Origin of the sequence: Asanoa hainanensis (assembly GCF_900188485.1) — a bacterium.
Taxonomy (GTDB): domain Bacteria; phylum Actinomycetota; class Actinomycetes; order Mycobacteriales; family Micromonosporaceae; genus Asanoa; species Asanoa hainanensis.
The window spans coordinates 58,694-83,090 of the sequence record NZ_FZPH01000023.1 but is presented as its reverse complement, the minus strand read 5'-3'; the positions used below and the strand labels follow the sequence as shown (position 1 = coordinate 83,090).

31 protein-coding genes are annotated in these 24,397 nt (G+C 71.0%); 16 read left to right on the top strand and 15 right to left on the bottom strand.

From position 1 onward, the window contains the following. Positions 1–8 precede the first annotated feature (8 nt). Positions 9–1,052 carry an NAD(P)-dependent alcohol dehydrogenase gene (locus CHC05_RS36510; protein ID WP_218824793.1) on the top strand — a complete coding sequence of 348 codons (1,044 nt, stop codon included), beginning with the start codon at positions 9–11 and terminating at the stop codon, positions 1,050–1,052. 311 nt (positions 1,053–1,363) lie between these two features. Next, on the top strand, positions 1,364–1,639 hold the full coding sequence (locus CHC05_RS36505) for a BON domain-containing protein (RefSeq protein ID WP_089255208.1): 276 nt from the start codon (positions 1,364–1,366) through the stop codon (positions 1,637–1,639). Positions 1,640–1,718: 79 nt separating this feature from the next. Here the strand turns inward: CHC05_RS36505 and CHC05_RS36500 are convergent, their stop codons facing one another. After that, the gene (locus CHC05_RS36500; protein WP_089255207.1) at positions 1,719–2,513 is read right to left on the bottom strand and encodes a potassium channel family protein; all 795 of its coding nucleotides are present in this window, start codon (positions 2,511–2,513) and stop codon (positions 1,719–1,721) included. A 262-nt stretch (positions 2,514–2,775) separates the two neighbouring features. On the opposite strand from CHC05_RS36500, the gene CHC05_RS36495 reads away from it, so the two are divergent. Together CHC05_RS36495 and CHC05_RS36490 are read left to right on the top strand one after the other, a co-directional pair. Continuing rightward, positions 2,776–3,072, top strand: a complete 297-nt coding sequence (locus CHC05_RS36495; protein ID WP_144022932.1) for a BON domain-containing protein — start codon at positions 2,776–2,778, stop codon at positions 3,070–3,072. A gap of 16 nt (positions 3,073–3,088) precedes the next feature. Further along, on the top strand, positions 3,089–3,496 hold the full coding sequence (locus CHC05_RS36490; RefSeq protein ID WP_089255205.1) for a hypothetical protein: 408 nt from the start codon (positions 3,089–3,091) through the stop codon (positions 3,494–3,496). Between the two features lie 59 nt (positions 3,497–3,555). Here CHC05_RS36490 and CHC05_RS36485 read toward each other — a convergent pair whose 3' ends face one another. Further along, positions 3,556–4,797 (bottom strand): cation:proton antiporter, encoded by a 1,242-nt coding sequence (locus CHC05_RS36485; RefSeq protein WP_089255240.1) that lies wholly within the window; start codon positions 4,795–4,797, stop codon positions 3,556–3,558. 166 nt (positions 4,798–4,963) lie between these two features. On the opposite strand from CHC05_RS36485, the gene CHC05_RS36480 reads away from it, so the two are divergent. Beyond that, positions 4,964–5,176: a hypothetical protein gene (locus tag CHC05_RS36480; protein WP_144022931.1), complete on the top strand. Its 213-nt coding sequence runs from the start codon at positions 4,964–4,966 to the stop codon at positions 5,174–5,176. Here the strand turns inward: CHC05_RS36480 and CHC05_RS36475 are convergent. Further along, a complete protein-coding gene (locus CHC05_RS36475; RefSeq protein ID WP_179266538.1) occupies positions 5,162–5,500 on the bottom strand; it encodes an STAS domain-containing protein in 339 nt (112 codons plus the stop codon). The two genes, CHC05_RS36480 and CHC05_RS36475, sit on opposite strands and share 15 nt — an antisense overlap. Positions 5,501–5,660: 160 nt before the next feature. On the opposite strand from CHC05_RS36475, the gene CHC05_RS36470 reads away from it, so the two are divergent. The 5 genes from CHC05_RS36470 to CHC05_RS36450 all read left to right on the top strand — a co-directional run bounded on the left by CHC05_RS36470 (position 5,661) and on the right by CHC05_RS36450 (position 8,210). Then, positions 5,661–6,161, top strand: coding sequence for a MarR family winged helix-turn-helix transcriptional regulator (locus CHC05_RS36470; RefSeq protein WP_089255239.1), 501 nt, complete (start codon positions 5,661–5,663; stop codon positions 6,159–6,161). A gap of 62 nt (positions 6,162–6,223) precedes the next feature. Continuing rightward, the gene (locus CHC05_RS36465) at positions 6,224–6,784 is read left to right on the top strand and encodes a DM13 domain-containing protein (RefSeq protein ID WP_089255202.1); all 561 of its coding nucleotides are present in this window, start codon (positions 6,224–6,226) and stop codon (positions 6,782–6,784) included. A 137-nt stretch (positions 6,785–6,921) separates the two neighbouring features. Further along, complete coding sequence (locus CHC05_RS36460; protein WP_089255201.1) at positions 6,922–7,440, top strand: hypothetical protein; 519 nt, start codon at positions 6,922–6,924, stop codon at positions 7,438–7,440. Between the two features lie 141 nt (positions 7,441–7,581). Further along, complete coding sequence (locus tag CHC05_RS36455) at positions 7,582–7,902, top strand: STAS domain-containing protein (protein WP_089255200.1); 321 nt, start codon at positions 7,582–7,584, stop codon at positions 7,900–7,902. Then, complete coding sequence (locus tag CHC05_RS36450) at positions 7,896–8,210, top strand: HesB/IscA family protein (protein WP_089255199.1); 315 nt, start codon at positions 7,896–7,898, stop codon at positions 8,208–8,210. The genes CHC05_RS36455 and CHC05_RS36450 overlap by 7 nt, the downstream gene beginning before the upstream one ends. Before the next feature lie 19 nt (positions 8,211–8,229). Here CHC05_RS36450 and CHC05_RS36445 read toward each other — a convergent pair whose 3' ends face one another. From CHC05_RS36445 to CHC05_RS36420, 6 genes are all read right to left on the bottom strand, one after another. Then, a complete protein-coding gene (locus CHC05_RS36445; protein WP_089255198.1) occupies positions 8,230–9,807 on the bottom strand; it encodes an ABC transporter permease in 1,578 nt (525 codons plus the stop codon). After that, positions 9,804–10,730: an ABC transporter ATP-binding protein gene (locus CHC05_RS36440; RefSeq protein ID WP_089255197.1), complete on the bottom strand. Its 927-nt coding sequence runs from the start codon at positions 10,728–10,730 to the stop codon at positions 9,804–9,806. Before CHC05_RS36440 ends, CHC05_RS36445 begins: the two co-directional genes overlap by 4 nt. Before the next feature lie 90 nt (positions 10,731–10,820). Then, entirely contained in the window at positions 10,821–11,516 is a 696-nt protein-coding gene (locus CHC05_RS36435; RefSeq protein WP_089255196.1) for a TetR/AcrR family transcriptional regulator, read from the bottom strand. Between the two features lie 92 nt (positions 11,517–11,608). Beyond that, positions 11,609–12,370, bottom strand: a complete 762-nt coding sequence (locus CHC05_RS36430) for an ABC transporter permease (RefSeq protein ID WP_089255195.1) — start codon at positions 12,368–12,370, stop codon at positions 11,609–11,611. Continuing rightward, complete coding sequence (locus CHC05_RS36425) at positions 12,367–13,095, bottom strand: ABC transporter ATP-binding protein (RefSeq protein ID WP_089255194.1); 729 nt, start codon at positions 13,093–13,095, stop codon at positions 12,367–12,369. The genes CHC05_RS36430 and CHC05_RS36425 overlap by 4 nt, the downstream gene beginning before the upstream one ends. Next, a complete protein-coding gene (locus CHC05_RS36420; RefSeq protein ID WP_218824792.1) occupies positions 13,088–13,654 on the bottom strand; it encodes a TetR/AcrR family transcriptional regulator in 567 nt (188 codons plus the stop codon). Before CHC05_RS36420 ends, CHC05_RS36425 begins: the two co-directional genes overlap by 8 nt. Positions 13,655–13,751: 97 nt before the next feature. Between CHC05_RS36420 and CHC05_RS41880 the strand changes: the two genes are divergently transcribed. After that, positions 13,752–14,165 carry a hypothetical protein gene (locus tag CHC05_RS41880; protein ID WP_179266537.1) on the top strand — a complete coding sequence of 138 codons (414 nt, stop codon included), beginning with the start codon at positions 13,752–13,754 and terminating at the stop codon, positions 14,163–14,165. 57 nt (positions 14,166–14,222) lie between these two features. Then, on the top strand, positions 14,223–15,071 hold the full coding sequence (locus CHC05_RS36410) for a sigma-70 family RNA polymerase sigma factor (protein WP_089255192.1): 849 nt from the start codon (positions 14,223–14,225) through the stop codon (positions 15,069–15,071). A gap of 8 nt (positions 15,072–15,079) precedes the next feature. Here the strand turns inward: CHC05_RS36410 and CHC05_RS36405 are convergent, their stop codons facing one another. After that, positions 15,080–15,529, bottom strand: coding sequence for a DUF6069 family protein (locus CHC05_RS36405; protein ID WP_089255191.1), 450 nt, complete (start codon positions 15,527–15,529; stop codon positions 15,080–15,082). Continuing rightward, positions 15,526–15,804 (bottom strand): hypothetical protein, encoded by a 279-nt coding sequence (locus CHC05_RS36400; RefSeq protein ID WP_089255190.1) that lies wholly within the window; start codon positions 15,802–15,804, stop codon positions 15,526–15,528. The genes CHC05_RS36405 and CHC05_RS36400 overlap by 4 nt, the downstream gene beginning before the upstream one ends. Before the next feature lie 135 nt (positions 15,805–15,939). Between CHC05_RS36400 and CHC05_RS36395 the strand changes: the two genes are divergently transcribed. Together CHC05_RS36395 and nhaA are read left to right on the top strand one after the other, a co-directional pair. Further along, a complete protein-coding gene (locus tag CHC05_RS36395) occupies positions 15,940–16,290 on the top strand; it encodes a hypothetical protein (protein WP_089255189.1) in 351 nt (116 codons plus the stop codon). 93 nt (positions 16,291–16,383) lie between these two features. Next, the gene (nhaA, locus tag CHC05_RS36390; RefSeq protein ID WP_089255188.1) at positions 16,384–17,673 is read left to right on the top strand and encodes a Na+/H+ antiporter NhaA; all 1,290 of its coding nucleotides are present in this window, start codon (positions 16,384–16,386) and stop codon (positions 17,671–17,673) included. A 6-nt stretch (positions 17,674–17,679) separates the two neighbouring features. Here the strand turns inward: nhaA and CHC05_RS36385 are convergent, their stop codons facing one another. From CHC05_RS36385 to CHC05_RS36370, 4 genes are all read right to left on the bottom strand, one after another. Beyond that, positions 17,680–18,978, bottom strand: coding sequence for an ArsB/NhaD family transporter (locus CHC05_RS36385; protein ID WP_089255187.1), 1,299 nt, complete (start codon positions 18,976–18,978; stop codon positions 17,680–17,682). Next, positions 18,975–19,421: a CBS domain-containing protein gene (locus CHC05_RS36380; protein WP_089255186.1), complete on the bottom strand. Its 447-nt coding sequence runs from the start codon at positions 19,419–19,421 to the stop codon at positions 18,975–18,977. Before CHC05_RS36380 ends, CHC05_RS36385 begins: the two co-directional genes overlap by 4 nt. 225 nt (positions 19,422–19,646) lie before the next feature. Further along, on the bottom strand, positions 19,647–21,545 hold the full coding sequence (locus tag CHC05_RS36375) for a putative bifunctional diguanylate cyclase/phosphodiesterase (RefSeq protein WP_089255185.1): 1,899 nt from the start codon (positions 21,543–21,545) through the stop codon (positions 19,647–19,649). A gap of 145 nt (positions 21,546–21,690) precedes the next feature. After that, positions 21,691–22,779 (bottom strand): DUF1648 domain-containing protein, encoded by a 1,089-nt coding sequence (locus CHC05_RS36370; protein WP_089255184.1) that lies wholly within the window; start codon positions 22,777–22,779, stop codon positions 21,691–21,693. Between the two features lie 330 nt (positions 22,780–23,109). On the opposite strand from CHC05_RS36370, the gene CHC05_RS36365 reads away from it, so the two are divergent. Next, entirely contained in the window at positions 23,110–23,721 is a 612-nt protein-coding gene (locus CHC05_RS36365; protein WP_089255183.1) for a sporulation delaying protein family toxin, read from the top strand. A 67-nt stretch (positions 23,722–23,788) separates the two neighbouring features. Beyond that, positions 23,789–24,394, top strand: coding sequence for an SdpA family antimicrobial peptide system protein (locus CHC05_RS36360; RefSeq protein ID WP_089255182.1), 606 nt, complete (start codon positions 23,789–23,791; stop codon positions 24,392–24,394). Positions 24,395–24,397: the final 3 nt, after the last annotated feature.

The window sequence follows — 24,397 nt, the reverse complement described above, 5'->3', positions numbered from 1 at the left end:
GAGGTTCGATGGACGGCTCGACAGACCCACGCCTGTTCGCCACGCCTATCCCGCCTCGTATGCGGGCTGTCGCGCGCGACCGCTACGGACCGATCAGCCAGGTCGAGGTGCGGACGGTGCCCGTGCCGGCGCCGGCCAAGGACGAGGTGCTGATCGAGGTGCGCGCGGCCGGACTGGACCGGGGGGTCTGGCACGTGGCGACCGGGCTGCCTTACCTGCTACGCATGGCTGGATTCGGGCTGGGGCGCCCACACCAACCAATTCTGGGCATGGACGTCGCGGGCCGGGTGGCAGCCGTCGGGCGTGCTGTGACGCATCTGGCGGTCGGCGATGTCGTGCTGGGGGTCGGAAGCGGAACATTCGCCGAGTACGCGTGCGCGCGTGCCGACCGGCTCGTCACCAAGCCGGCCACCCTGTCCTTCGCGAGGGCTGCTGCCGCGCCGACGTCCGGACTGGCCGCCTTGCAGGCCGTGCATGGGATCGCAGAAGTCAGATCCGGCCAGCGGGTGCTCGTCCTGGGTGCTTCCGGCGGTGTCGGCAGCTTCGCTGTCCAACTGGCCACGTCGGCGGGCGCGGAGGTCACCGGGGTGGCCAGCGCTCCGAAGCTTGACCTGGTCCGGTCCCTCGGTGCTTGCCATGCCGTCGACTACGCCAGCGCCGACGCCACTGACGGGGCGGTTCGCTACAACGTGATTCTCGATGCCGGCGGCCGCATCCCTGTTCCCAGACTTCGCCGAGCGCTGGCCCGGGACGGGACGCTGGTTATCGTCGGCGGCGAGGGGGGCGGCCGGTGGACGGGCGGCGTCGGTCGCCAACTGCGCGCGGTGGCCCTGTCACCGTGGAGCCCGCAAAAGCTGACGACCTTCATCTCGTCGGTGACGTCGGCGCGGCTGGACCAACTCCGCCGTGCGCTGGTCGACGGCCTTGTCCCTGCGGTCGAGCGCACTTACCGCCTCGATCACGCACGCCACGCTCTGGAGGACCTGGAACTGGGGCGCGTCCGCGGGAAAACCGTCATCGAGGTCGGCCCGGGCCGGGGTGACGGGCGCTGAGGTGATCGCGGTAGCCACGCTGACCGCCGACCCGTCGCGTGCGCGCGCCGCCGTTGGGTGGCCGGCGTCCACTGATCTCGTCATGAGACCGTCATGGCACCGCGCGGTTACCGCCATGTCCGGAACCGAGACTGGCAACGTCCGGCGAGATTAAGTCGAACGGGCGACGAGGCGGCCCGCGCGCCCCGACGCCGGATGAGCGGGCCTGTCCTGCCTGGCGTGCCAGCGGTTCGCGGTGCCGGGCGGGGCGGCTCCCGCAACCAGGATCATCACAGTAGGCCCACCCCCACGCCGGAAGGCTCTTCGCGCCCATGTACGACACCGCCTTCCCCGACGATGGTTCGAGGAGTCAAACGCCGGGGCCGGACGGCCACGCGGCGGATCTGGCCCTGGCCAACGCGGTCGTCGCCCGGTTGTCCGCCGATCCCGTGCTGGTGGCGGCCGAGATCCAGGTCGCGGTGCAGAACCGCGTCGTGCTGCTCGGCGGGTACGCATCGACACGGGCCACGCGTACCCACGCCGGCGACTCTGCCTGGCGGGTAGCCGGCGTCTTCGACGTCTGCAACCTGATCCGGGTACCCGTCTGATCGCCGCGTCGTGACCGGACCGCCGGTGGTGCCCTCCTTCCCCCTGCGGGGGCACCACCGGTGAGCAGCGACGGGCCGGCTATCCGGGCTCAGCGGCGGGTGCCGCCGGCTCTGGCAGCGACCCGTCGGGGTACCGCGGAGCGGGCGCGGCGCCGGTCCGCAGCGCGGCGACCTCGGCCCGCAGCGTGCGCAGCTCGGCCAGCACCGCGTCGATGTCCTCTTTGGTCGCCTCGCTGGGTCGATCAGCGGCGGATACGCGTTCCACGATCCAGCTCGCCAGCGAGCCGGTCACGAAACCAATCAATCCGATGCCGCCGATCATCAGCCCGAGCGCGACGAGACGCCCGGCGGCCGTCGCCGGATAGTGGTCGCCGTAGCCCACCGTCGTGATCGTCACGACGCCCCACCACAGCGCCTGCGGGTAGCTCTCGATGTTGCTGTTCGGGCTTCCCCGTTCGGCGTCGAGGACCGCCAGGCCGGCCACCATGACGAGCATGACGGTGCTGGCGCCGACATAGAGGGCGAGCCGGCCGCGGGTCCACCGCTCGGTGCGCCGATTGAGCACCATCAGCGCCGTGACCAGCCGTAGCATCCGTAGCGGGCGAAGGACGGGCAGCACCAACACCGCGAGGTCGAACAGGTTTGTCCGCATGAACCGCCGGCGGTTGGTGCTCAACGCCAGCCGGGCGACGTAGTCGACGCCGAACAGCGCCCAGATCACGACGTTGGCGACCTCACAGGCAACGCGCCACCCCGGTGAGAGGTCCGGTCGCAGGATCGGCACGGCGTAGACCACGATGAACAGGACCGCCAAGGCGGTCAGCGGGCCTGCGGTCCAGTTCTCCCAATGAGTGGTCCTGGGCTCGTCGTCCATGCGCCCAAGAATGCCGCAGGCGGATGCTTCAGGCGACAGCTGGGTACTTGTACCCGTGCACGTCGCGTAGGAGCCACATCCGATAAGGCGGCTGCGGCGGGTCGTTGGTTTGACATCGTGGCGATCCGGGTAGCCGCCCGGCCCCTTGAGTGACAACCGGAAGTCGCTCATCGCCGACGGAGGCCGCGACTGTGTTGACCGTGACCGACAGGGCGCTCGCGGCGATTCCCATGCCAGCGGTGCCGCGATCCCGGGAGAGAACGTGATCTTTCCGTACCCGCCGCCCATGCCCGGCGACCCCTGGTTCCGACGGCCCAGCGGCCGCGGTCCTTCCAGCCACGACGATCTGCTGGCGCTCGCCGTGATGGACGAGCTCTCCGCGGATCCCCACCTCGCCGGCGGCGAGATCCTCGTCGAGGTGCAGAACCGCGTCGTGATCCTCGACGGGGTTGTCCCGTCGGCCCACACGCGTCAGGTCGCCGGGGACGCGGCGTGGCGGGTCGAAGGGGTGTTCGACGTCGCGAACCGGATCTCGGTGGAGTCGCCTCGTCGCCGCTGACGAACGGAGGGCATGGATGAACGCACCACGAGTCGACGTGTCAGCCGCGGTCGCCGATCTGCACGAAACCGTCACGGCCAACAGATGCACGGCACCGCGGGCGCTCAACGACTCCCAGTCGATGGCGCCGTCCAACCGGTCCGTGCCGAACAGTCCCGCCAGGAGCAGAGCCACACCTGCCGTGGCGATCAGGGCTCTGCCTGCTCGCGTACCGGTCGTCGAGGTGATCGCGTGCCGGTTCACGCCATGGTCGGGACTGCCTGCCACCGGGGCGGTGAGCCTGCTGCTCGCCCAGGGCGGTGAGCAGGGCTCGTTCTCGGGCCTGCTGCAGCGCCTGTTGGTCACGCTGATCGCGGCGTGGGCCGTGGCGGTGGCGTGGCGGGTGCGGTCGCTGGTCCGACCGCGCCCTACGTCAACTCTTTGATGCCACGGCCGATCAGCCAGGCGTTCACCGGGCACGATCGGCCGTCTTGCGTACGCGCCTTATTCATGACCTTCGTGCTCGGGGTCGGCATGTCGCTTTCCGATGCCGAGCCGACGCAGCGGGCCGTGCCACGCGGGCGCTTCCGCGGGGTCGTCGAAGCCGCGGGCGACGACCACGTCGGTGGAGGAGTGCAGCAGGATGGACAGGACGATCGCCGCCGCGACGATCTCGAAGATTGTGAAAGCGGCGGCGATGCCTGACGTGAGTACCAGCAGTCCATAGACGACGGACGCGAAGCCCTTGGGGCCGAACCACATCGCGGCGAGCTGCTCGCGCGCGGTCAGGCGGGCGCCCAGGAACGACACCCACAGCGCCACGGGGCGCGCGACGATGATGGCGAACAGCACGAACAGCCACCCTTGCCAGCCGATGTCGCCGAGCAACGCCGGCGTCAACAGAGCGCCGAAGACCAGCAGCGCGGCCAACTTGAACAGCTCCGCGACGAGCTCGCCGAACTCCTCGAAGGCCTCACGCTGGCGTGGGCCGAAGGACGCGACGGTCATGCCCGCGGCGAATGCGGCCAGAAAGAGGTTGCCGTGCGTAACTTTGCCGAGCGCGAGCACGAGCAGGCCGATGGCCACCGCGTTGAGCGGTAGGTACTGCGTCGACGCGGCGAAGAATCGGCTTTGCTCCAGCCGCAGCGCCAGCCACGGCACCACGACACCGATCGCGATGCCCAGCAGGAGCTCGAGCCCGAGCGAGCCCAGATGGAGATCATCGGTCCCGGCCGCGACCGCGAGGAACACCACCACGAAGGGCAGCGCCAACCCGTCGTTGACGCCGGACTCGACGTTGAGCAGCTGACGCAATCGGGCCGGTACCCGTTCGTTGCCGACCAGAGCGGCGGCGAACACGGGGTCGGTGGGCGCGAGCACCGCGCCGATCAGCAGCGACTCGGCCCAGCCGAGGCCGAGGAGAAAATGCGCGACCAGCGCGGTCAGGCCCAGGGTGAGCGGCAGCCCCCAGCCCAGCGCCCGCCCGGGCAACCGCCACGCCGCGCGAAGGTCGGACCAGCCGACCCGCATGCCGTCACTGAACAGGACCGCGAACAGGGCCAGCTCCGCCAGGGTGGTGACGATCGGCGTGTCCGGTTTGATCGACAGCCATCCGAATGCTCCCTCACCGGCCAGGAAGCCCGCGACGAGGAAGACCACCGCGGTCGAGAGCACCGTGCGGTTGGCCAGCGCGGACACCAGGACGGCGAACAACAGCACCCCGGCGAACACCAGCAGCAGCGTCATCGATGCGAACCCTTCGCCGGCAGTGGTGCCGGTGAGCGGTCCGGCGAAGGACACCGTACGGGATGGCGGACTTCCCGGGAATGATCTGACGACGCGATGGGTGGAGGCCGTTCGAAATCCTTTGGTTCGCGGTCGCCGGAAGATGTACATATGCAAGAATCAGCCGATGAGCATGCGGTCCCGGCCATCGCCCGGCGTGCCCGCGGCGGTCGTGCTCGTGTGCGACGAGTGCGAGAGCGCGCTCTCCGCGGCGGTGCACCTGCGGGACTGGTACGTGCTGTGGCCGGTGGCCGTCGGCGCGGGCTGGCGTGGCGAGCCGCACCCCTTCGGCGTGCACCACTGCGCGCAGTGCGCGGGCCCGGAGTCAGGCGCGAGGTGAGGCCACGACCGCCGGCGGCGCCAGGCCGAACAGGCCCTGCAGGCCAGAGACCCACAGCACCCGGCGCACGAAGGGCGACGGCGCCTCGATCGTCAGCACCGCCCCGGCGGCGGCGGCCGCCCGATGGCAGGAGACCAGCGTGCCCAACGCCGTCGAATCGGCCAGCGTGACCAGGTGCATGTCGACGACGATCCGGCTCAGCCGGATTCGGGACAGCAGGGCGAGAACCTCGTCGTGCAGCAGGCCGGCGTTCGCCCCGTCGAACTCGCCCACCAGCCGGATTCGGGCAGTGTCGACGCCTGCGGACGCGCTGTCGATCGGCATCGTGGCAACCTCCTCGTGGGCGACGCACGAGTGTCCTGAGCGCCGGAGCGCTGCCGGAGCGTAGCATGTACGCGTACAAATAACCTGGTCCGGTTCGTCCGTTGCCGCCGGTGGGGCCAGCCGAGGAAGGAACCCGGTATGCGAGCATGGGCCGGTGGCCATGGCTGAGACGATCAATCGGGGCGGCGCCGTGGACGCACTGGTCGACGACCTGCTGGCGTTGTCCCGCGTGCTGGTCGGCCTGACCGCGCGGACCCTGGCGGCGCTCGACACCGACGTCACGCTCCCGCAATACCGGATGCTCGTCGTGCTCGCCGGCCGCGGCCCGCAGCGCCCGGTCGACCTCGCCACCGAGCTGGGGTTACACCCGTCGACCATCACTCGGACGTCGGACCGGCTGGTCCGGCGCGACCTGGTGCAGCGCCACCACGCCGAACACGACCGCCGCACCATCCGGCTCGGTCTGACCGACGCCGGAAAAGAACTCATCGGTGAGGTGATGCGTCGCCGCGCCGCCGAGCTCCGGGAACTGATCGAGCCGTACGGTCCGGATCTCGACCTGCCTCGGGCGGTGCGCGCGGTCGTGTCCGCGACCGGCGAGCCATCCGAGGCGGAGTGGTGGCGCCGCTGGTCGGAGTCGGCACGCCTCGGGTCTGCCTGAGCGCTCCCGCCGTCACACTTCGGTAAGGGATTTCGGGGACAGAGGTGCGGTGTACTAGAGGCATGATCGCACGTCTGTTGCGTATGCCGCTGGTCTGGATCACGGCGGTGGTGCTGATGTTCGGCATCGGCGCAGGCCTCTACTGGTTCCAGCCGTGGAAGCTCGTCACCGACCGCGAGGTCAACGAAACGTTGGCCGTAGCGCCGCCGTCCTCGGCGTCACCGCCGGCGACCCTGGAGTCGGAGCCCGCGTCCGCCCGGCCGGCGGTTGTGCGGCAGGGACAGTTCATCAGCCACGAACACGACACCAGCGGGGTCGCCCGCATTGTGCGCGGTGTAGACGGATCCCACGTGCTGGAGCTGGTCGATCTGGCCACCTCCAACGGCCCGGACCTGCGGGTGTGGCTGTCCGATCAGCCGGTGCGGCCCGGTGTTGGGGGGTGGCGCGTCTTCGACGACGGGGCCAGCCTGGAACTCGGCAAGCTCAAGGGCAACAAGGGCGACCAGCGGTACGCCATCCCGGCCGGCACGAACCTCGAACAGCTGACGAGCGTGGCGATCTGGTGCAAGCGGTTCTCGGTCTCGTTCGGGGCGGCCAGCCTCGCGGCCGAACGCTCGGGCTGAGCATCCCTGTCCACTACCTCAGACAGGCGTTCGGTCTCGCGGCCGATGTCATGGCCTCGTCATGGGTCCGCAGAGATCTCGCCACTTCGGCGGGAAAACCTAGGACAGGCACGACGCATGACGAGAGGAGTAAACCCATGACGACCATCGACCGTCACCGCGGCACGGCAACGCACGCTCAACCCTCCTGGGTTCCGGATGGCGCTCCGACCTTTCGCACCGTCGCTCACTATCCGACGTATGTCGCCGCCGAACAGGCGACCGAGCACCTGCACGAGCTCGGCGTTTCGGACGAGGACGTCACGATCGTCGGTCGCGGCCTCAATCCCGTGCCGGCCACCGGTCGCCTCGTCGCTTGGGGCGCGAGTGGTCGCACCGCGGCGCTGGGAGCGGCGATCGGAGCTCTGCTCGGTGCCTTTCTCGGGCTCACCGACGCGCTGCCGCCGACAGCCGCGTACGTCATCCTGTCCGGCGCGGCGATCGGAGGCGCAATCGGGGCCGTCGTCGGCTACGTGCGGCACCGGGTGCGTACAACAGGCAACGACCTCGCCCATGCCGTTGGCCTTCGCGCCGACGCGTACCAGATCCAGGTGGACGCCGACCACGTCGATCCGAAACGGGCCGAACACCGCTTGGCCAAGTACTGGCCGATGTGAGGGCCGTCGGGCCGCCCGACGCGGAGCTGTCATCAGACTGCTGGATTTCCGATCGCCGATCGCCATGAACGCGGGGAAATCTAGAGGCCGACATGCTCCCATCCCCGAGGCGACCAGCCTCCTGATCCGGACGGAGACGTCATGACCCTCGTGATAACCACTCATCGTGTTTCCGACCCGTCGATGACCATCGCCATCGCACCGCAGGGCGAGTTCCGGTCCACCGATGCCCAGCTGCTCCGCGACCGGGTCATCGCCGTTCTCGCTGCCACCCGTCCGGAGCGCATTGTGGTGGACCTGCGCGCGGTGCCGGACATCGACGATGCCGGCATCGAGGCGCTGCGGGACGGCCATGATCTCGCCGCCGCGAGCCACGCGCGGCTCGTCGTCTCCGATCCCGAGCCGCGCGTACGGGAAAAGCTCCAGACGGGTGCCCTCGACGAGGTGCTCGGCTCGTGGTGACCATCACCGACCAGGCGCTCTCGGCGATCTCCGTGCTGCTTGCCCAGGACGGTGTGCCCGCCGGTACGGGCCTGCGGATCTCGACTGATCCACATCGTCGGCTGCGCTTGAGCTTCACGCCGCAGCCCCGCGCCGGGGACTCGGTGATCGACCGCGACGGTGCCCGCGTGTTCGTCGAGCCCGACGCCGCACAGGCACTGCTGGGCCGGGCGCTGGACGCCGAGGCGGGCGGCACCAGCGGAGTGCACTTCGCCGTGTGCCGCCAGTTCGATACCGGACCGCCGGTGGTGCCCTCGTTCCCCCCATGAGGGCACCACCGGTGCGACGTCAGTAGCCCACGTCCCGACGGCGCAGTCCGACGTAACCGCCCAGGGCGAGCGCGGCCGCGACGGCCGCCACGGCCACGATCGGCAGCGCGGTCAGGGTCTCGACCGGCGCCTGCGGGGTGTGCGCGAACGGGGAGCCCCGCTGCACCCAGGCGGGAAGGTCGAACGAGTCGCCGAACAGGGCGATCACGGCACAATACGCGACCGCCGTCCAGGCCACCACGGCGGCCGCGCGGGGCAGCCAGCCGATGCCGAGCGCTGCGACGGCGGCGATCGCCAGCACGGCCGGCAGGTATGCGAGCGCCACCCCCACCAGGCGGGGCAGTTGTCCGAGGTCGCAGATGGTGAGGCCGTACGCGAGGCCCTCACCGGCACCGGCGGCGGCCAGGACCAGCGCGCTGCCACCGGCGGCTACGCTGAGGTGGCTGCTCAGCCACGCCCTGCGGCTGGTCGCGGTGGCCAGGAGGGGCTCGGCCCGGCCGCTGGTCTCCTCGGAGCGGGCCCGCAGCGCGGCGCTCACCGCATAGCCGGAGGCGATCAGGGCGAGGGTGACCATCGTCAACGCCTGGAACGCGTCGACCAGGTCCGCCGCCCCGCCCGGTAGGAACTCCGCCACCTCGGGGTTGTCCGCCACGTACTGCTCGATGCTGTCGCCGATCGAGCCGTAGGCGGCGCCCAGCAGGAACAGGCCAACGGTCCAACCCACCAGCGCGCCGCGCTGCAACCGCCAGGCCAGCGCCAGCGGCGAACGCAATGACGCGGTCGCGTGCGCGCGTCCGGGTCGCGGTCGGACCAACCCGGCACCGATGTCGCGGCGCGCGAGCAACGCCATCGCCGCCACGGCCAGGCCGCCGGCGACCGCCGTGGGGATCAGCAGCGGCCACCACCGGTTGTCGACGTAAGGAAACGTGCGTTGCGCCCAGCCGATCGGCGACGCCCAGGACGCGGTCCCGTCGCCGGCGTCGCCGGCGGCCCGCAGCACGAATGCCGCGCCGATGGCGAGCGCGACCGCGCCGTAGGCCGCGCGGACACTCTCGAACACCTGCGCTGCCACGGCAGTCAGGGCGGCGAAGAAGAGACCGACCAAGGCGACAGCGGCTCCGAACAGGAACGACCCCCGGACAGGCAGGCCGGTGCCGGCCGTCACGGCGAACAGCAGCACCGCAACGGCGAGGTTGGCCAGCAGCGCGAGGCCGAGGATGGCCGCGAGCGGTGCGCCGCGCCCGACGCTGGCCGAGCGGACCAGCTCCGCGCGGCCCGACTCCTCGTCCGCCCGGGTGTGCCGGCCGACGAGGAACATGTTCATCAGGGCGACCAGGATCGAGACGAACGCGAGAATCTCGAAGGCGACCTCGCCGCCGATGGTCTCCAGGAGCCGGACCGGACCGCTCATGGCGATCACCGCGGTGTTGCCGCCCAGGGTCCGCCGGAGGTTGGCGAGGTCTTCGGGCGTTTCGTAGAGGTTCTGGCTCTGGGTCGACTGGACCAGGACGAGCAGGGCGGCGCCGAGCAGCCAGACGGGCAGCGCGATGCGCTCGCGGCGCAGCATGAACCGCAGCAGCCGGCCGGACCCGGTCATCGGATCGCCGCCGGCACAGTCCTGGTCTCCTCGTCGCCGTAGTGGCGCAGGAACATCTCCTCGAGGGTCGGGGGTGTGCTGGTCAGGCTCCGCACGCCCAACGGCGCCAACAGACGCACCACGGCGTCCAGCTCGGCGGTGTCCACATCGAACCGGGCGTGGTGGTCGTCGACGACCAGGTCGTGCACTCCGGGCAGCCCGTCGATCCCGGCAGGCGGTCGGGCCGTCTCCACCGTGATCGAGGTGCGGGTCAGGTGACGCAGCTCGCGCAGCGTGCCGGTTTCCACCGTGCGGCCCAGGCGGATGATGCTGACCCGGTCGCACAGCGCCTCGACCTCGGCGAGGATGTGGCTGGAGAGTAGGACCGTGCGACCGTCCTGTTTGGCGCGTTCGACGCATCGCTGGAACTCGGCCTCCATCAGCGGGTCCAGCCCGGAGGTGGGCTCGTCGAGCAGCAGCAGCTCGGCGTGCGACGCGAGCGCGGCGACCAGCGCGACCTTCTGCCGGTTGCCTTTGGAGTACGTCCGCGCCTTCTTGCGTGGGTCGAGGTCGAAGCGTTCGAGCAGCTCGTCGCGGCGGGTGCGGTCGAGACCGCCGCGCATCCGGCCGAGCAGGTCGATCACCTCACCGCCGGTGATGGTGGGCCACAGCGTGACGTCGCCCGGCACGTACGCCAGCCGCCGGTGCAGGGCCACGGCGTCCTGCCAGGGGTCGAGGCCAAGCATGCGGGCGGTTCCGGCGTCGGCACGCAGCAGGCCGAGCAGGATGCGGATGGTGGTGGTCTTGCCGCTCCCGTTGGGTCCGAGGAAGCCGTGGACCTCGCCGGTTCCGACGGTGAGGTCGAGGCCGTCCAGCGCGTGGGATCGGCCGAAGGACTTGGTCAGACCGGCGATCTCGATGGCCGGTCCGTTGACAGCGTTCACGTCATGCTCCTGCGGTGAGGCAACACAGCGATGCGGTACGAGAGGTCGCGCGTTCGGCGCGAGGAGGTGCCCGAGGACGGGCGACGGTGGCTAGTGGGCCGCGGCCGCGGCGGGGCCTTCCGTCGGCGGGTCGGGCACGTACATGAGGTAGTCGTCGAGCATCGACCGGTCGACGAGCAGGCCCTGGGCGAACAGCTCGAGCGCGGGTGCCGTGACCTGGTCGACGTAGCGGCGGAACTGCTCCCGGAAGGCGGCGTGGTCGGCCGCCGGAGGGTGGAGGCCGAACCACAGGAGCATCGCGCCGACGTTCTGGTGTGCGAGGTAGCGGGCGCGGGCGGCGGGGTCACGGCTCGGGCGCACGACGCCGGCGGCCACACCGGCGGCGAGATAGGCGTCGGCGTCGGCGATCATCTGGTCGACCAGCGCCGCGGCGAGCGCACCGCCGGCCTGCAGGCTGCGCACGAGGTAGCGCACGGTCGGTGCGAACCGCTCGGCGCCGGCGAGCTGTGTTAGCAGCGTGAGGGCGGACCCGTCCGTCAACACCTTGGTCTTCTCGGTCCGGACGATCGACAGCACGTGCGCGTCGCAGGCTTTGCGCAGGCCGTCCTTGGAGCCGAAGTGATGGACGACGAGGCCCGCGGTCACACCGGCGTCCGCCGCCACCGCACGCAGCCCGGCGCCGAACCCGTCGCGGCCGAACCGGTCGACGGCGGCGTCCCGGATCCGGTCCGGGGTCGTGGCGTCGCCGCCGCCCCGGTGCTCTGGATCGCGTTCCGTCGATGCCATGCCATCAGATTAAACACTCGTTCAATCGCTGCATAGACCTCGGCTCTGCCGATGCGTCAAGATCCCGTCAAGATCGCGTGTCCACCTTGTCGTCACCGATCGAGCTCGAGCCGTCGCCACGCTCGCACGGTCGCGAGGGTGAAGAGCGCCGGCACGGTCAGGGCGAGGGCCACCTGCGCGCCGCTCACGGAGTCCGGCCGGATCGCCCACAGGGCGGGCGCTGCCAGGGGCAGCCAGGCGCCTGATCCCGCCACCACGGCGACCTGCGCGACGACGATGATGGCGATCGTGGCGGCGACGCCGGCCAGCAGCCCACGTCCGAGAGTCGCCGCCCACGCCGCCGGCAGCGCCAGTCCTCCGGAAAGGACGGTCAGGACGAACTGCCTGGCCAGGCCGCTGGCGGCGGCGCTGTCGAGCGGCCCGAGCCCGAGCAGGAGCCCGACCAGCAGCAGCGCCGCGGTCAGGAGGACGCCGACGAGCACCGTCCAGCACAGGTGGACGACGAGCTTGGCCAGCGCGATCGAGGCCCGGCTGACGGGTAGGCCGTAGAGGCCCGCGATCGTGCCGTCGGCGAACTCGCGGCCGATCGCCCAGCTGAGGACGACGCCGAATCCGAGCAGCGCGCCGGCTGCGGTGACCTGTGCGGCGACGCCGAGCAGGCGGTCCCAGCCGGCGAGGTCGGCGGCCGGGCCGAGCTGGGCGAGCACCTGCTCGTTGCCCCGGTTCGCCGCCCAGGTCAGGGTGGTGGCCAGCACGCTGATGCCGACGACGATGAACAGGCTGGCGGCACGCACGACACGGGCGGCCACGGACTTGACCGCCTCGGCCGTGAGCGCCGCGGGCAGGCCGTTCACCGGGAGAGCCGCTCGTCGTCGGCGTGCACCATGGCGAAGAACGCCCGCTCGATCTCGGACGTGTCCGGTGCGAGCGCGCCGACCACCCGGCCGTGGTTGACGACGGTGACACGATCGGCGATGCGGGCGACCTCGTCGAGATGGTGACTGGAGACGAGGATGCCGGCCCCCGCCGCGGCGCGACGCAGCAGGCTCTCCCTGAGCAGGATCACCCCCGCCGGATCGAGGCTGTTGGTGGGCTCGTCCAGGACGATCGCGGTGGGATCGTGGAGGAGTGCGGCCGCGATACCGAGGCGTTGCCGGTTGCCCTGCGACAGGGTGCCGGCTGTGGTCCGCAGACAGCTCGTGAGCCTCAACTCCTCGGCGACGCGGTCGGCGGCGGTGCGCACGGCGGCGCCGCGTAGTCCCCGCAGCCGCGCCGAGACGCGCAGGTTGGTGTGCCCGTCGAGCTCGGGGTAGACCAGCGGGTGGTCGACGAGGTGGCCCACCCTCGCCCAGACCGTGCTGCCGGCGGTGGCGACGTCCCGACCGTGGACGAGGGCGCGACCGGCGGTGGGGCGCAGCATGCCGAGCAGCAGACGCATCAAAGTGGTCTTGCCTGCGCCGTTGAGGCCGACGAGGGCGTGGATCTCGCCGGCTTCGACGGCCAGGTCGATGCCGGCGACGCCGATGCCCGGTGCGAACCGCCGGACGAGCGCGTGCGCGGCCAGGCGCGGGTCAGGCATCGCCGGAGTCCAAGGTGGTCAGTGCGGCGAGCACGACGTCCGACAGCGGGATGTCGTCGTGCTCGGCCCACTCGTACAGCGCTGTCATCAACGCCGCGAGGGCCGCGCTGGCGGCCACCCGCGCCGGGAGCGCGCCGACGCCGTCACCGCGGAGCTGTTCCGCGATGATCTGCTCGGTGTCGGCGTTGTTGCGCCATGCGGACGCGCGCAGGCTCTGGCTGCGGGCGACGACGCGAACCCGGCGGCGGACCTGCTCGCCGTCGGGCTCCGGCAGGTCCTGCCACGCGCGGCGCAGCCCCCGGGCGGTGCGGGCCAGCGGGGCAAGTGCCCGCGGCTGTGCCGAGATGGCGGCGGCGATGACCGGGTCGTACGGATCGTCGAGGACCAGACGCTCCTTGGTAGGGAAGTGCCGGAACACGGTCATCTCGGTTACGCCGGCCGCGGACGCGATCTGGGCCACCGTCGTCTCCTCGTATCCCTGGCGATCGAAGAGGTCCAGCGCCTGCGCGGCGATCCGCGCCCTGGTGCGCGCCCGCTTGGGCGGCTGTGCCACGGTCACAGCAAAATGTTAGCCGATAACATTCGGCACAACCCGCAATGCGGTGTGACGGCTCCCACCGTTCCGGAGAACCGTGTATCTGTGCAATAGTTTACGCATGGCCGGCCCGGCGAGCGTGCGTGCCTCGTACCGGTGGCTGAGTCTGCTCGTCGCTGTCCTGACCCTCTTCGCCCCGGCGCTGCCGCACTCCGCGGCGGCGCGCGCCACCAACCCCCAGCATCCGTTCGCCGCGGTTGGCGACCGTACGGCCGCGACCGGGCAGCGCACGCCGGACGCGGTTACCGCGTCGGGGGACGACGACGCCGACGAGCGCCCGCGTGATGCGCAGAGCGTCCGCCACGAGCCAGGCCTGGCCGCCTTTGCCGGTCGGGCCGTGCTGCCAGCCCTGTCACCGGACGGCGTGCCACCGTCCCACCCGCGTGGCCAGCCGCGGCGGGGCCGTGACAACCGGGCACCCGGCGGCGACCACCACCCCCATCCGGAGGGGCGAGGACCGCCGCGGCGTCCCTGACGCCTCGAGTCCCGCCCACCAGCCGCCGATGTCGGCGACCCACCTCCGGAGACAGCCATGCCATCCGCCACGCTCCCTTCGCGCCTACCCGTGCACGCCACTTGGCAGCGGGAACGCGTCGAGTCCAACCACCTCGCGACGCACGCCCTGACCACGATGGCCGGTCTCCCGGCCGACGACCCTGGCCGGGTGCGCCTACGTGAGACCGTGATCGCGACCTACCTGCCGATGGCCCGGCGGCTGGCGACCCGCTACTACTCGGGCCGGGAGCCACTGGACGATCTCGCGCAGGTCGCCGCCGTCGGGCTCATCCACGCCGTCGACAGGTTCGACCCGGGACGGTGCGAGGTCTTCGCGGCGTTCGCGGTGCCGACCATCGTCGGCGAGCTGCGCCGACATTTCCGTGATCGGGCAGGTGACCTGCGGATCCCCCGGTCCGTGCAGGAGCTCGCCCCGAGGCTGACCCTTGCACGCGAGTCCCTCGCTCAGGAGCTACGACGCGAGCCGACCACCACGGAGGTCGCGCGGCGGACGGGTGCCAGCGTGGCCGAGGTCGGCGAGGCCGTGGCGTACGCGGGGGTGCACCGCTGCGCCTCGCTCGACCGGCCGACCGAAGCCGACCTGGTCGGGGCCAGCGGGCCGGACCGGTTGGGCGCGGACGACCCCGAGCTGGCTCGAGCCGACCTGCGCCTCACCGTGGAACCGTTGCTCGCGGAGCTGCCCGCACGCGAGCGGCGGATCGTCTGGCTGCGCTTCTGGCGCGATCGCACGCAGTCGGAGATCGCGGCCGAGATGGGGATCTCACAGATGCACGTCTCGCGGTTGCTCAACCAGGCCATGGTCACCATGCGCGACGTGGTGACCCAGTCAAGCCACGGCGGCGGCGCGCGCCGCACGCACGATTGACGGAGACGTCATGCCGGCTCCGGCGTGCTGTCCCGGCGTATCCGCGCAGGCGGCGTCAGCGCCAGGCCCGGCACGAGCACGACGCCCACGGCCAGATGCATTCCGGCCAGCGCGAGCAGGCCGGCCGCCGACGTCGCCGCCAACGGGCCGGCCAGGGACAGGATCAGAACGGGCAGCGCGCACGAGAGCCAGACGACAGCCGCGTGCCGGGTAAGCCGTTCGAGCCCGGCGAGAAGGGCCCACGCGAGCACACCGGCCCCGGCGGCGACCGCCGCGACCTGGCCTGGCCCCACCACGTCGCGAGCGGGCAGGTCCGCTGACCGGGCCAGTCCGGCGGGGACCCGTACCGTCAGGTCGACGCCAAGCACCGGCGTCGCCAGCAGCCACACCAGCAAGGCGGCGGCGGTCCCGCCGCAGACGATCCCGGCCCGCCTCGCCACCTCGGTGCGGGTGCTCACCGTGGCCGCGCGACCGCGAAGCGCACTCCACCCGCGCCGTCCGACTCGGCGTCGAGCGCGGAACCACGCAGCGTCTCGGTCGCCTCCGGGTCAAGGAAGATCCGCGCGTCGGATCGGTCGATCACGGTGTCGCCGGCGTGTGGCCCGGGTGCCAGCGTGAGACGCAACGCTTTCGACGGGTCGGACGAGATGCGCAGCCCGGCGCCGGCGGGCACGTCGTCCTGCGTCAGCAGCACGCAGATCGCGGCGACGGCCTTGTCGGTCAGGGTGAGCACGGCAACCTCCAGCGAACGAAGGGAGCGACGGGGCCGCTCCGGGGAGCGGGCGGCTACCCGGCCGGCTCCGATCCGAAACGCGCTTTCGCGTGCACATGTGCAATGATTGTCACAACCCGCCGGAAAGCTGGTCCAATGTCGAGCGAACAGCACGACGACGTCATGGTGATCCCGGCCGCTCTTGGCGGCTGCGCCGCGGTCGCAGCGGTCGGCCTCGCGGCCGCGGTGGTCGCGTCGACGACCACCGGGCGGCTGCTGGCGGTAGCGGTGACGGTCGGGGTGCTATCGGCCGTGCTCACCGACACGCGCGCCTGGTTGGTGGTGACCGCCGCCGGCGCGGCGACCTTCCTGCTCGTCGTCGACGGCGGGGAGAACGGCTGGCCCTTCCTCGTGATCGTCGGGCTCGCCGCCGTGCTCGGCCGTGGCCAACGCTGGATGCGCCGCCCGGCGGCGTCGAGCACCACATCGCCGAAGGTGGATCACTGAGCGCGAGGCCTTCTCGTCGATCCGGTAAGCTTGGGGAGGAGCGCCGGGAAGTCTGGTCGGCATTTGTTGCTGTCGACCAGAAGGCTCGCACGCATGCTGAAAGCACCACAGAATCGACTTTTCGGTCGGGGCAGTTGGACCGAGACGTCCCGCATCGGGGATATCCTCCGCACCGAGACGGCGGGCGGCCTCCTTCTGCTCGGCGCGGCAGTCCTCGCGTTGCTGTGGGCGAACTCCCCATGGTCCGGTGGCTACCGCTCGCTCGCGGCCGTCGAGCTCGGCCCCGCCTCGTGGCACCTGCACCTCTCGCTCGCCGAATGGGCCGCCGACGGTCTGCTGGCCATCTTCTTCTTCGTCGCGGGACTCGAGCTCAAACGCGAGTTCGTCGCCGGTGACCTGCGGGATCCGCGCCGTGCCGCCCTGCCGGTCGCCGCGGCCGTCGGCGGTGTGGCCGTGCCCGCGGCGATCTACGTCCTGGTCAACAGCCTGTCCGGAGGCGGGTCGATGGACGGGTGGGCCGTGCCGACCGCCACCGACATCGCCTTCGCGTTGGCGGTGCTGGGCCTGATCAGCACACATCTGCCCGCGGCACTGCGCACGTTTCTGTTGACCCTTGCCGTCGTCGACGACCTCATCGCGATCATGATCATCGCGATTTTCTACAGCGGCACTTTGGCCTGGGCGCCACTACTGCTCGCGGTGCTACCGCTCGCCGGGTTCGCGCTGCTGGTGCAACGCCGGGTTCGCTCGTGGTGGTTGCTCCTGCCGCTGGCCGGTGCCACCTGGGTCCTGGTGCACGCCTCGGGAGTGCACGCGACCGTGGCGGGTGTCCTGCTGGCCTTCGTGGTGCCGGTCGTTCGACGCTCGGCCGGGACCGGTCCTGGCCTGGCGGAGCACTTCGAGCACCGGTGGCGTCCGATCTCGGCCGGCATCGCGGTGCCGCTGTTCGCGTTCTTCGCCGCCGGGGTGTCCGTCGCGAGCGCCGGCGGCCTGATCAGCAGCGTGCGCGACCCGGTGACCATCGGCATCGTGGCGGGCCTGGTCGTCGGCAAGACCGTCGGGATCACCGCCTCCACGTGGCTGGTCCAGCGGTTCACCCGTGCCCAGCTGGCCGACGGTCTGTCCTGGTGGGACGTCGTGGGCCTGGCCATGCTGGGCGGCGTCGGCTTCACCGTCTCGCTGCTGATCGGCGAGCTCGCCTTCGGGGTCGGCTCCCTGCGCGACGACCATGCCAAGGTCGGCATCCTGCTCGGCTCGGTGATCGCGGCAGCCCTCGCGGCGGTCGTGCTGCGGGCGCGCAACCGCCACTACCGGATCCTCTGCGCCGAAGAAGAGCGCGACAGTGACGCCGACGGCATACCCGACGCGTACGAGTCGCGCTAGCCGCAGCTACATCAACACGAAGTACCGCAGCCACAGGTACGGCATGGAGACCCCGACGGTGACGAGCGCGACGAGCAGGCCGTACTTGGTGAACTCCCAGAAGCTGATGCGTTTGCCGGCGCGTTCGGCGAGGCCGAGGATGACGACGTTCGCGGACGCGCCGACCGCGGTGGCGTTGCCGCCGAGGTCGGCGCCGAGCGCGAGGGCCCACCACAGCACGTGCGACTGGTCGGTTGCGCCGTTGGCGTTGACGAGGTCGGCGACGACCGGGCTCATCGTCGCGACGTAGGGGATGTTGTCGACGATCGCCGACAGCACCGCCGACCCCCAGAGCAGAACCATGCTCGCCAGCAGCAGCCTGCCTTCGACGGCGTCGGCGATCGCGTCGGACAACCGTCCGATGACGTCGGTGTTGACCAGGGCGCCGACCATGATGAACAGGCCGGCGAAGAAGGCCAGCGTCGGCCATTCGACGTCCTTCGCCACCTCTTGGGCGTCCAGCCGGGACAGGGCGAGCAGGGCGAGACCACCGACCATGGCCACCACGGACGGCTCGAGGTGCAGCACGGTGTGCAGTACGAACGCGATCGTGACGAGCGCCAGGACAACGGAGCTGATCAGAAGCAGCCGCCCGTCCCGGATGGCGTCACGTTCCCGCAGGGCCATCACCTTCTCGACCCGGGCCGGGTCGTACCGGAAGGCTCGTCGGAACATCACCCGGCACAATGCGACGAAGACGACGAGCAGGACGACGACCAGGGGCGCGAGGTGCACCAGGAAGTCGGTGTACGTCAGTCCGCCGCGGCTGGCGATGATGATGTTCGGCGGGTCACCGACCAGCGTCGCCGTCCCACCGATGTTGCTGGCCATGGCCTCGGCGATGAGGAACGGCGCCACTGCGACGTTCAGCCGCTCACAGACCAGGAACGTCACCGGGGCCACGAGCAGCACGGTGGTGACGTTGTCGAGCATCGCCGACGCGACGGCGGTCACCAGCACGAGAATGACCAGCACGCGGAACGGTCGTCCCCGGGCGCGCTTGACCGACCAGATGGCCAGGTACTCGAACGCACCGGTCCGTTTGAGAACCGAGACGATGAGCATCATCCCGAGCAGCAGGAAGATGACGTTCCAGTCGATGCCCGACTCTTCGGAGAAGAACGCGTGTTCGGCGTCGGTCGCGCCGATCAGCAGCATCAGGACGGCGCCACCGAGCGCGGCCGCGACGCGGTGGATCTTCTCCGTGGCGATCAGCCCGTAGGCGACCGCGAAGATCGCGATCGCCGCCCACGCGGTGCCGCTCACGTGTCGAGCATCCGATCGAGCAGCGCGTCCAACGTGATCGCGCCCAGCATGGTTCGGTCGGCGTCGACGACGGCCACCAGCGGCGTGCGGGTGCGGGCCATCAGTGCCGCGATCTCGAGAGCGGTGGCGTCAGGCGCGACCACGGCCAGATCCGGAGCGCGTCGCGGCAGGGCCGCGGCGACCGTGCGGTCACCGAGCTCGCGGAGGAACAGGTCGGCCGCGGCCTCGTCGACGACCCGGGCCAGCGTCGGGTCGTCCTGGCAGTACTGCGGTATCGCCATGCGCAGCACCTGCGTGCCGGCCAGCACCGTGGACGGAAAGCCGCGTTCGTCGACGACGATCAGACCCGGCAGATCCTGCCCGGCCAGCAGCCGGGCCGCCTCGATCGCCGGCGTGTCCAGGCCGACGGTGGGAAAGGCCGCCGCGAGGTCGCGTGCGCGCATCGAAGACGCTCCTTCTCTAGGGCCGTCGATACTCGCAGTCGATCATTGCATGGATGCAGGGCCGACCGACAGCCCGTCGGGAGCCCGCCGCCTCCACGATCGAGCGTGTCCCCGGATGGCCGAATGGCGCGGAGCGCGCGGCCCCGACCCGCCCGGACCGCGCCGAGAGCAGCCAATGCAACCATTGCATGCATGCAATCCAGGCGAGTGACTGACCACGCCTTCTCAACTATTTCTCGCCCGCACCCGCTCACTGATCTCGGCCGCGGGCATCGGCCTGCCGTAAAGCCATCCCTGGGCCACGGGGCAGCCGAGGTCGGCGAGCACCTGGTGGGTCTGGTCGTCCTCGACGCCTTCGGCGACGACCCGCAACCCGAGCGCCCGGCCCATCTCGATGACGGATCGGACCAGCGCTCGGTCGTCGCCGCGCCGGACGATCCCGCGGACCAGGCTCCGGTCAATCTTCACCTCGGTCAGGGGAAGGCGACGCAGGTGTTGCAGCGACGAGAATCCGGTCCCGAAGTCGTCGAGGGAAAGCCCGATTCCCGCGTCCCTGATGCGCGCGACGGCCTGTTCGACGGAAGCCTCGTCTAGAATCAGCTCGCCTTCGGTCACCTCGACGGTGAGCTGCCCTGGACCGATGCCGGCGTCGCCGACCGTGCGCACGAGGTGGTCGACGAACGCGGTGGTGTGCAGGTCGCGCATGCTGATGTTGACCGCGGCGGTCACGGACCTGCCCTCGTCGCGCCAGCGCCGCACCTGGGCCGTCACGTCGGCCACCGCCCGCTCGGTGATCTGGGCCATCAAAGCGGTCGGCTCCGCCACCTCCACCAGGGCGCCGGTGTCCATCGTGCCCCGCACGGGGTGCTGCCAACGCAGCAGCGCCTCGACGCTGGCCAGGTCGCCGGTGGCCACGTCGACCTGCGGCTGGTAGACAAATCTGATCGTCCCGCCTTCGGGCTGGTTCGCCAGTGCGGCGTTGAGGTCACGCAGCAGTGCCAGTCGGCGGGCCGGGTCGCTCACCGGTGTGGGCGCGTAGGCAAGCACCCCGACGCCGGAACCGGCGGCCCGGTGGGCCGCCGCGTCGGCGTGCCTGACGATGGTGGCGAGGTCCTCTCCGTGCGCGGGTGCGAGGACCACGCCGGCGGCGCCGCGGATGTCGAACGGCACCCCGTCGACCAGGGCCGGCCGGTCCAGTGCCCCGACCATGCGCCGGGCCGCCGCCACCGCGGCATCCGGCTCGCGGTGACCGGCCAGCACGATGCCGAACTCGTTGCCTTCCAGCCGACCGATCTCGTCACCGGGGCCGAGCGTCTCCCTCAGCCGGTTGGATACCTCCACCAGGATCCGGTCGCTGATGCGGCGACCGTACGACTCGCTGATCGTCCGGAGCCGGGATCCGTGGAACAACAGGAACGCGAACTCCGTCGGCCGCGAGCGCTCTTCGTCGCGCCCGAGTAGCCGGGCGACCACACCCTCCAGACCCCGCTGGCTCAGCACGCCGGTGAGCGCGTCCTGCCGCAACGCGCGGGTCTGCCGGTCGACCAGGTGGACGAGCTCGTTGAGCGCCCCGATCGGCAGCAGCAGGAGAGCGAACGTCCATCCACGCGGCTCGGCGACGATGACCGGGCCGAGGAACAGCAGCGACGTGCTGGCCAAGACGTTGAGGCCGAGGCCCCGGTTGAAGGTGGTCCGCCAAGGCCGGCCGGTCGTGATCCGGTCCGCCACGATCAGAATTCCGTAGCTGACCACCAGCGCGGCGGCCACGGCCAGCACCACTTGACCGACCGTCGACCCGTCGACCCCCTCCGCCCGACGCAGGGGCCCGACGCCGGTCAGCCGCAGGACGCCCGCGGCCGCCGCGAGCCCGCCGCAGTTGCGCACCACCACCAACGTCGCGTCGCGCACCGGCACTCGCGAACGGGCACAGCCCAACACGTTCGCCGTCGCCTGCACCACGACGGCGGGGGCCAGACCCCAGATGAGCAGGATCCCGAAGCTGAAGCAGATCGACAGGAAGACCGCGCTGCCCGGGTGTCGCCGGTCCCATTCCGCGACCGGGCGCAGGTCCGACGCGATGGCGATGGCGGCCAGGATCCAGAACCCGGCCTGCAGCGTGGTCACCGCGTCACCCCGTCTCCACAGCGCGATAACCGTACTCTGCCAAGACCGAGCCGTCGGGGCTGGTGAGCGGCGCGCTGCGGACGAGAAGATGCACCATCAATGCAGAATGGGGGAGGCGCCCCCGGTGGCCCGACGGCGGCAAGCCTCAGACGAACGTCGCGAGCAGGGCGGTGATGACGGGAATGGCCAATATGACGCCCAGCGCCAGCCAGGCTGCCGGACGCCCGAAGTTGAGTGTCCAGCCGACCCCGAAGCGCTTGGGCACCAGCAGCGCGGGATCGTCGCGGTTCACGTAGATGAGTCCGCCGCGCCAGTTGGCGTCGTCATCCCTGAACCGTGGCGCGCGGGGGGTTTCCTGGGCACCAAGCCGGGCCGCACGACCCACCCGCGCGGCCGTCGCCATGACCGCCACGATTCCCGCGGCTGTCGTGAGGGCGGCCAGCAGGACCGGCGCCGTGTCGGTGCCGCTCTGCCGCCACAGGTGCTGGGCGAGGAAGAACAGCCCAAGGCAGACCGCCGCCGCGAGGAACAGCAGGGCCCGGGCCAGAGCCGCGCCGGCGGTGCGGAACAGGCGTGCCGCCCGCTGTGGGTCGGCCGGATCGAGTGTCGTGGGCGCGCGCAGGGCCAGCCGGGCCAGCAGGGCGATAAGGACGGTCAGGCCCAGTTGTGCGTAGACCGGCAGGAAAGCGGTCGCCGCACTCGTGTGGAGAAACCGGTCGGGCTGCCCGTCGGCGCCGTGGTGCACGGCCAGACGCGACGGCAGGTCGCCGTAGCGGACCGCGCCATAAACAGCTGTGATGGCTATGACCAGCAGCGCCGGCGCCAGCCAGGTCCACGGGTAGCGTTCGGGTGCGGTGCGCAGGTCGGTGTCGGCCGCGGTGGCCGGCTGCGAATCGGCGAACCAGTCCTCGGTGGACTTCGCGGCGAGGACCGCGCGGTGCGCCAGCAGGTAGAGCACGAGGAACGAGGCGACCAGGACAACCGGGGTCGCGATGGCGATCGCGGTGACGTGGTCGGCCGCCGCCGCGACGGACGCCAGAGTGGTGATGGCCCCGAACGCCAGCACACCGACCCAGTAGGTGCGGCGCCAGAGCACGACGACCGGCGCGGTCACCCGGTCGGGAGGCACCCGCACTCCGAACGGGGTGGAGGCCGATGTGGGGACCGGAAGGACCAGGCCGACCGCCACCAATGTGATCATGACGATCAGCTGGATCGCCGCGCCGCTGTCCATGTCGTTGCCTTCCCTCGGCCTCGCGGACTGTTCTATTCACCATAGAACATGGGCTGTAGGGTTTCCACAGCAACGAATTCCGCCGGTCGCCGACTGTCCTATAACGGCCGCCGGCGGTCGCCCCTGCGCTATGGATCGTGGGTCCGTGTACGCGTAGCGTCAGCTGCACGACGGCGATTTCCCGGGGCAGTTCGAAAGCGTTGTCGGATCACCGGTGGTCGTGCGATTCCAGTCAATGTGCTTCCTTTTCACTGACACGCAGGAGGAAGGATGAGAATAGCCATTTCCGGCCGGCGCGCCGGTTATGTCGGCGTCGGACTGTTGGTGGCTGTGGCACTGGTGGTCTACACGATCATGTCGAGCTCGGGCCGGGCGGTGGCGCAACAGAAACTCGCGCCGCGGTTGACCGCCGCGCAGCTGGCCGATGGCATTCTGTTCCGCGACGGCGTCGCCGCCAGACTGCTGCTCGGCAAGGAAACTGGTGCCACGCTGACCCCGGCCCAGCGAGGCCTGGAGCGGGCGGTCGACGCCGCGGTCGCGCGGGACGGCGCATGGGAGGCGAGCTTCGCCACGCGCGTCCAGAGCGGCGACCGCGTCAAGGTCGAACAGGCGCTGCGGGACCTGGGCGTCCTCTATCGCGGGGTGCTCGACGCACAGGTGGGTGCCAAGGCTGTCGACCGGGCGCTCGACAGCACCGTGCGCGCGTTGGGCGAGAGCGTCACCGCTGCCGACCCCTACACGGCGAACTACCAGATCAACATCAACTACGAGATCAACTATGTGGCGGTGGACCTGGCGATCGAGATCGCCGCGCTGATCGTCGTCATCATCGCGGCATTCCTGTCGCCGCAACAGGTGACAGGCCCCGGGACCGGCGCCGGTGCCCGGCTGTCGATCGAAGCCTTCGTGGACCGGGTGGCCACGAACCTGGCCACCACCTGATCGGATCAGCCCCGTCGGCGTGCCGCCCGTCTCTCGGGCGGCACGCCCGCGAGAAAGGTCGAGTCACATGGCAGTCGACCAGGCGATCGCGGACGCCGCACCGCCGGGCGGCGAGGTCGTCGAGCCGCGTGCGCTGGCACGTCAGCTGTTGTCGCGGGTGCTCATGCTGGCGGTCCTGGCAATGCTGCTGGCCGGCTACGTGCTACACGCCTCGCTTCCACCGAACCCACTCAGCCCGCCGCCCGAGCGGCAACTTCGGGTGCGGCTCTTCGTCCCCGAAGGGTGGGCGTTCTTCACCATCAGCCCGCGGTTGCCGCAGCTCTCGCCGATGCGGCCCGACGCGGACGGCCGGTGGCGCCCGGCGGACGCCGGTCACCTCGCGGTGCCCGCCGACGGATTCGGTGCCAACCGCATCCGGCGTGCGCAGGGCACCGAAATGGCCATCCTGCTGCGCGGCGTACACGCCGAGGAATGGCGTCAGTGCGCCGGGACCCCCGCCGACTGCCTGGCGGCCACGCCGGTGCTCGGCACCGTGACCAACGAGGCAACGCGGCCCAGCTTGTGCGGTCCGGTCGGCTTCGTCCGGCAGGAGCCGTTGCCGTGGGCCTGGCGCGGATCGGCCGACCGCACCGTGATGCCGTCTTCCGTCGTCCGCCTGGAGGTGCGCTGTTGAACG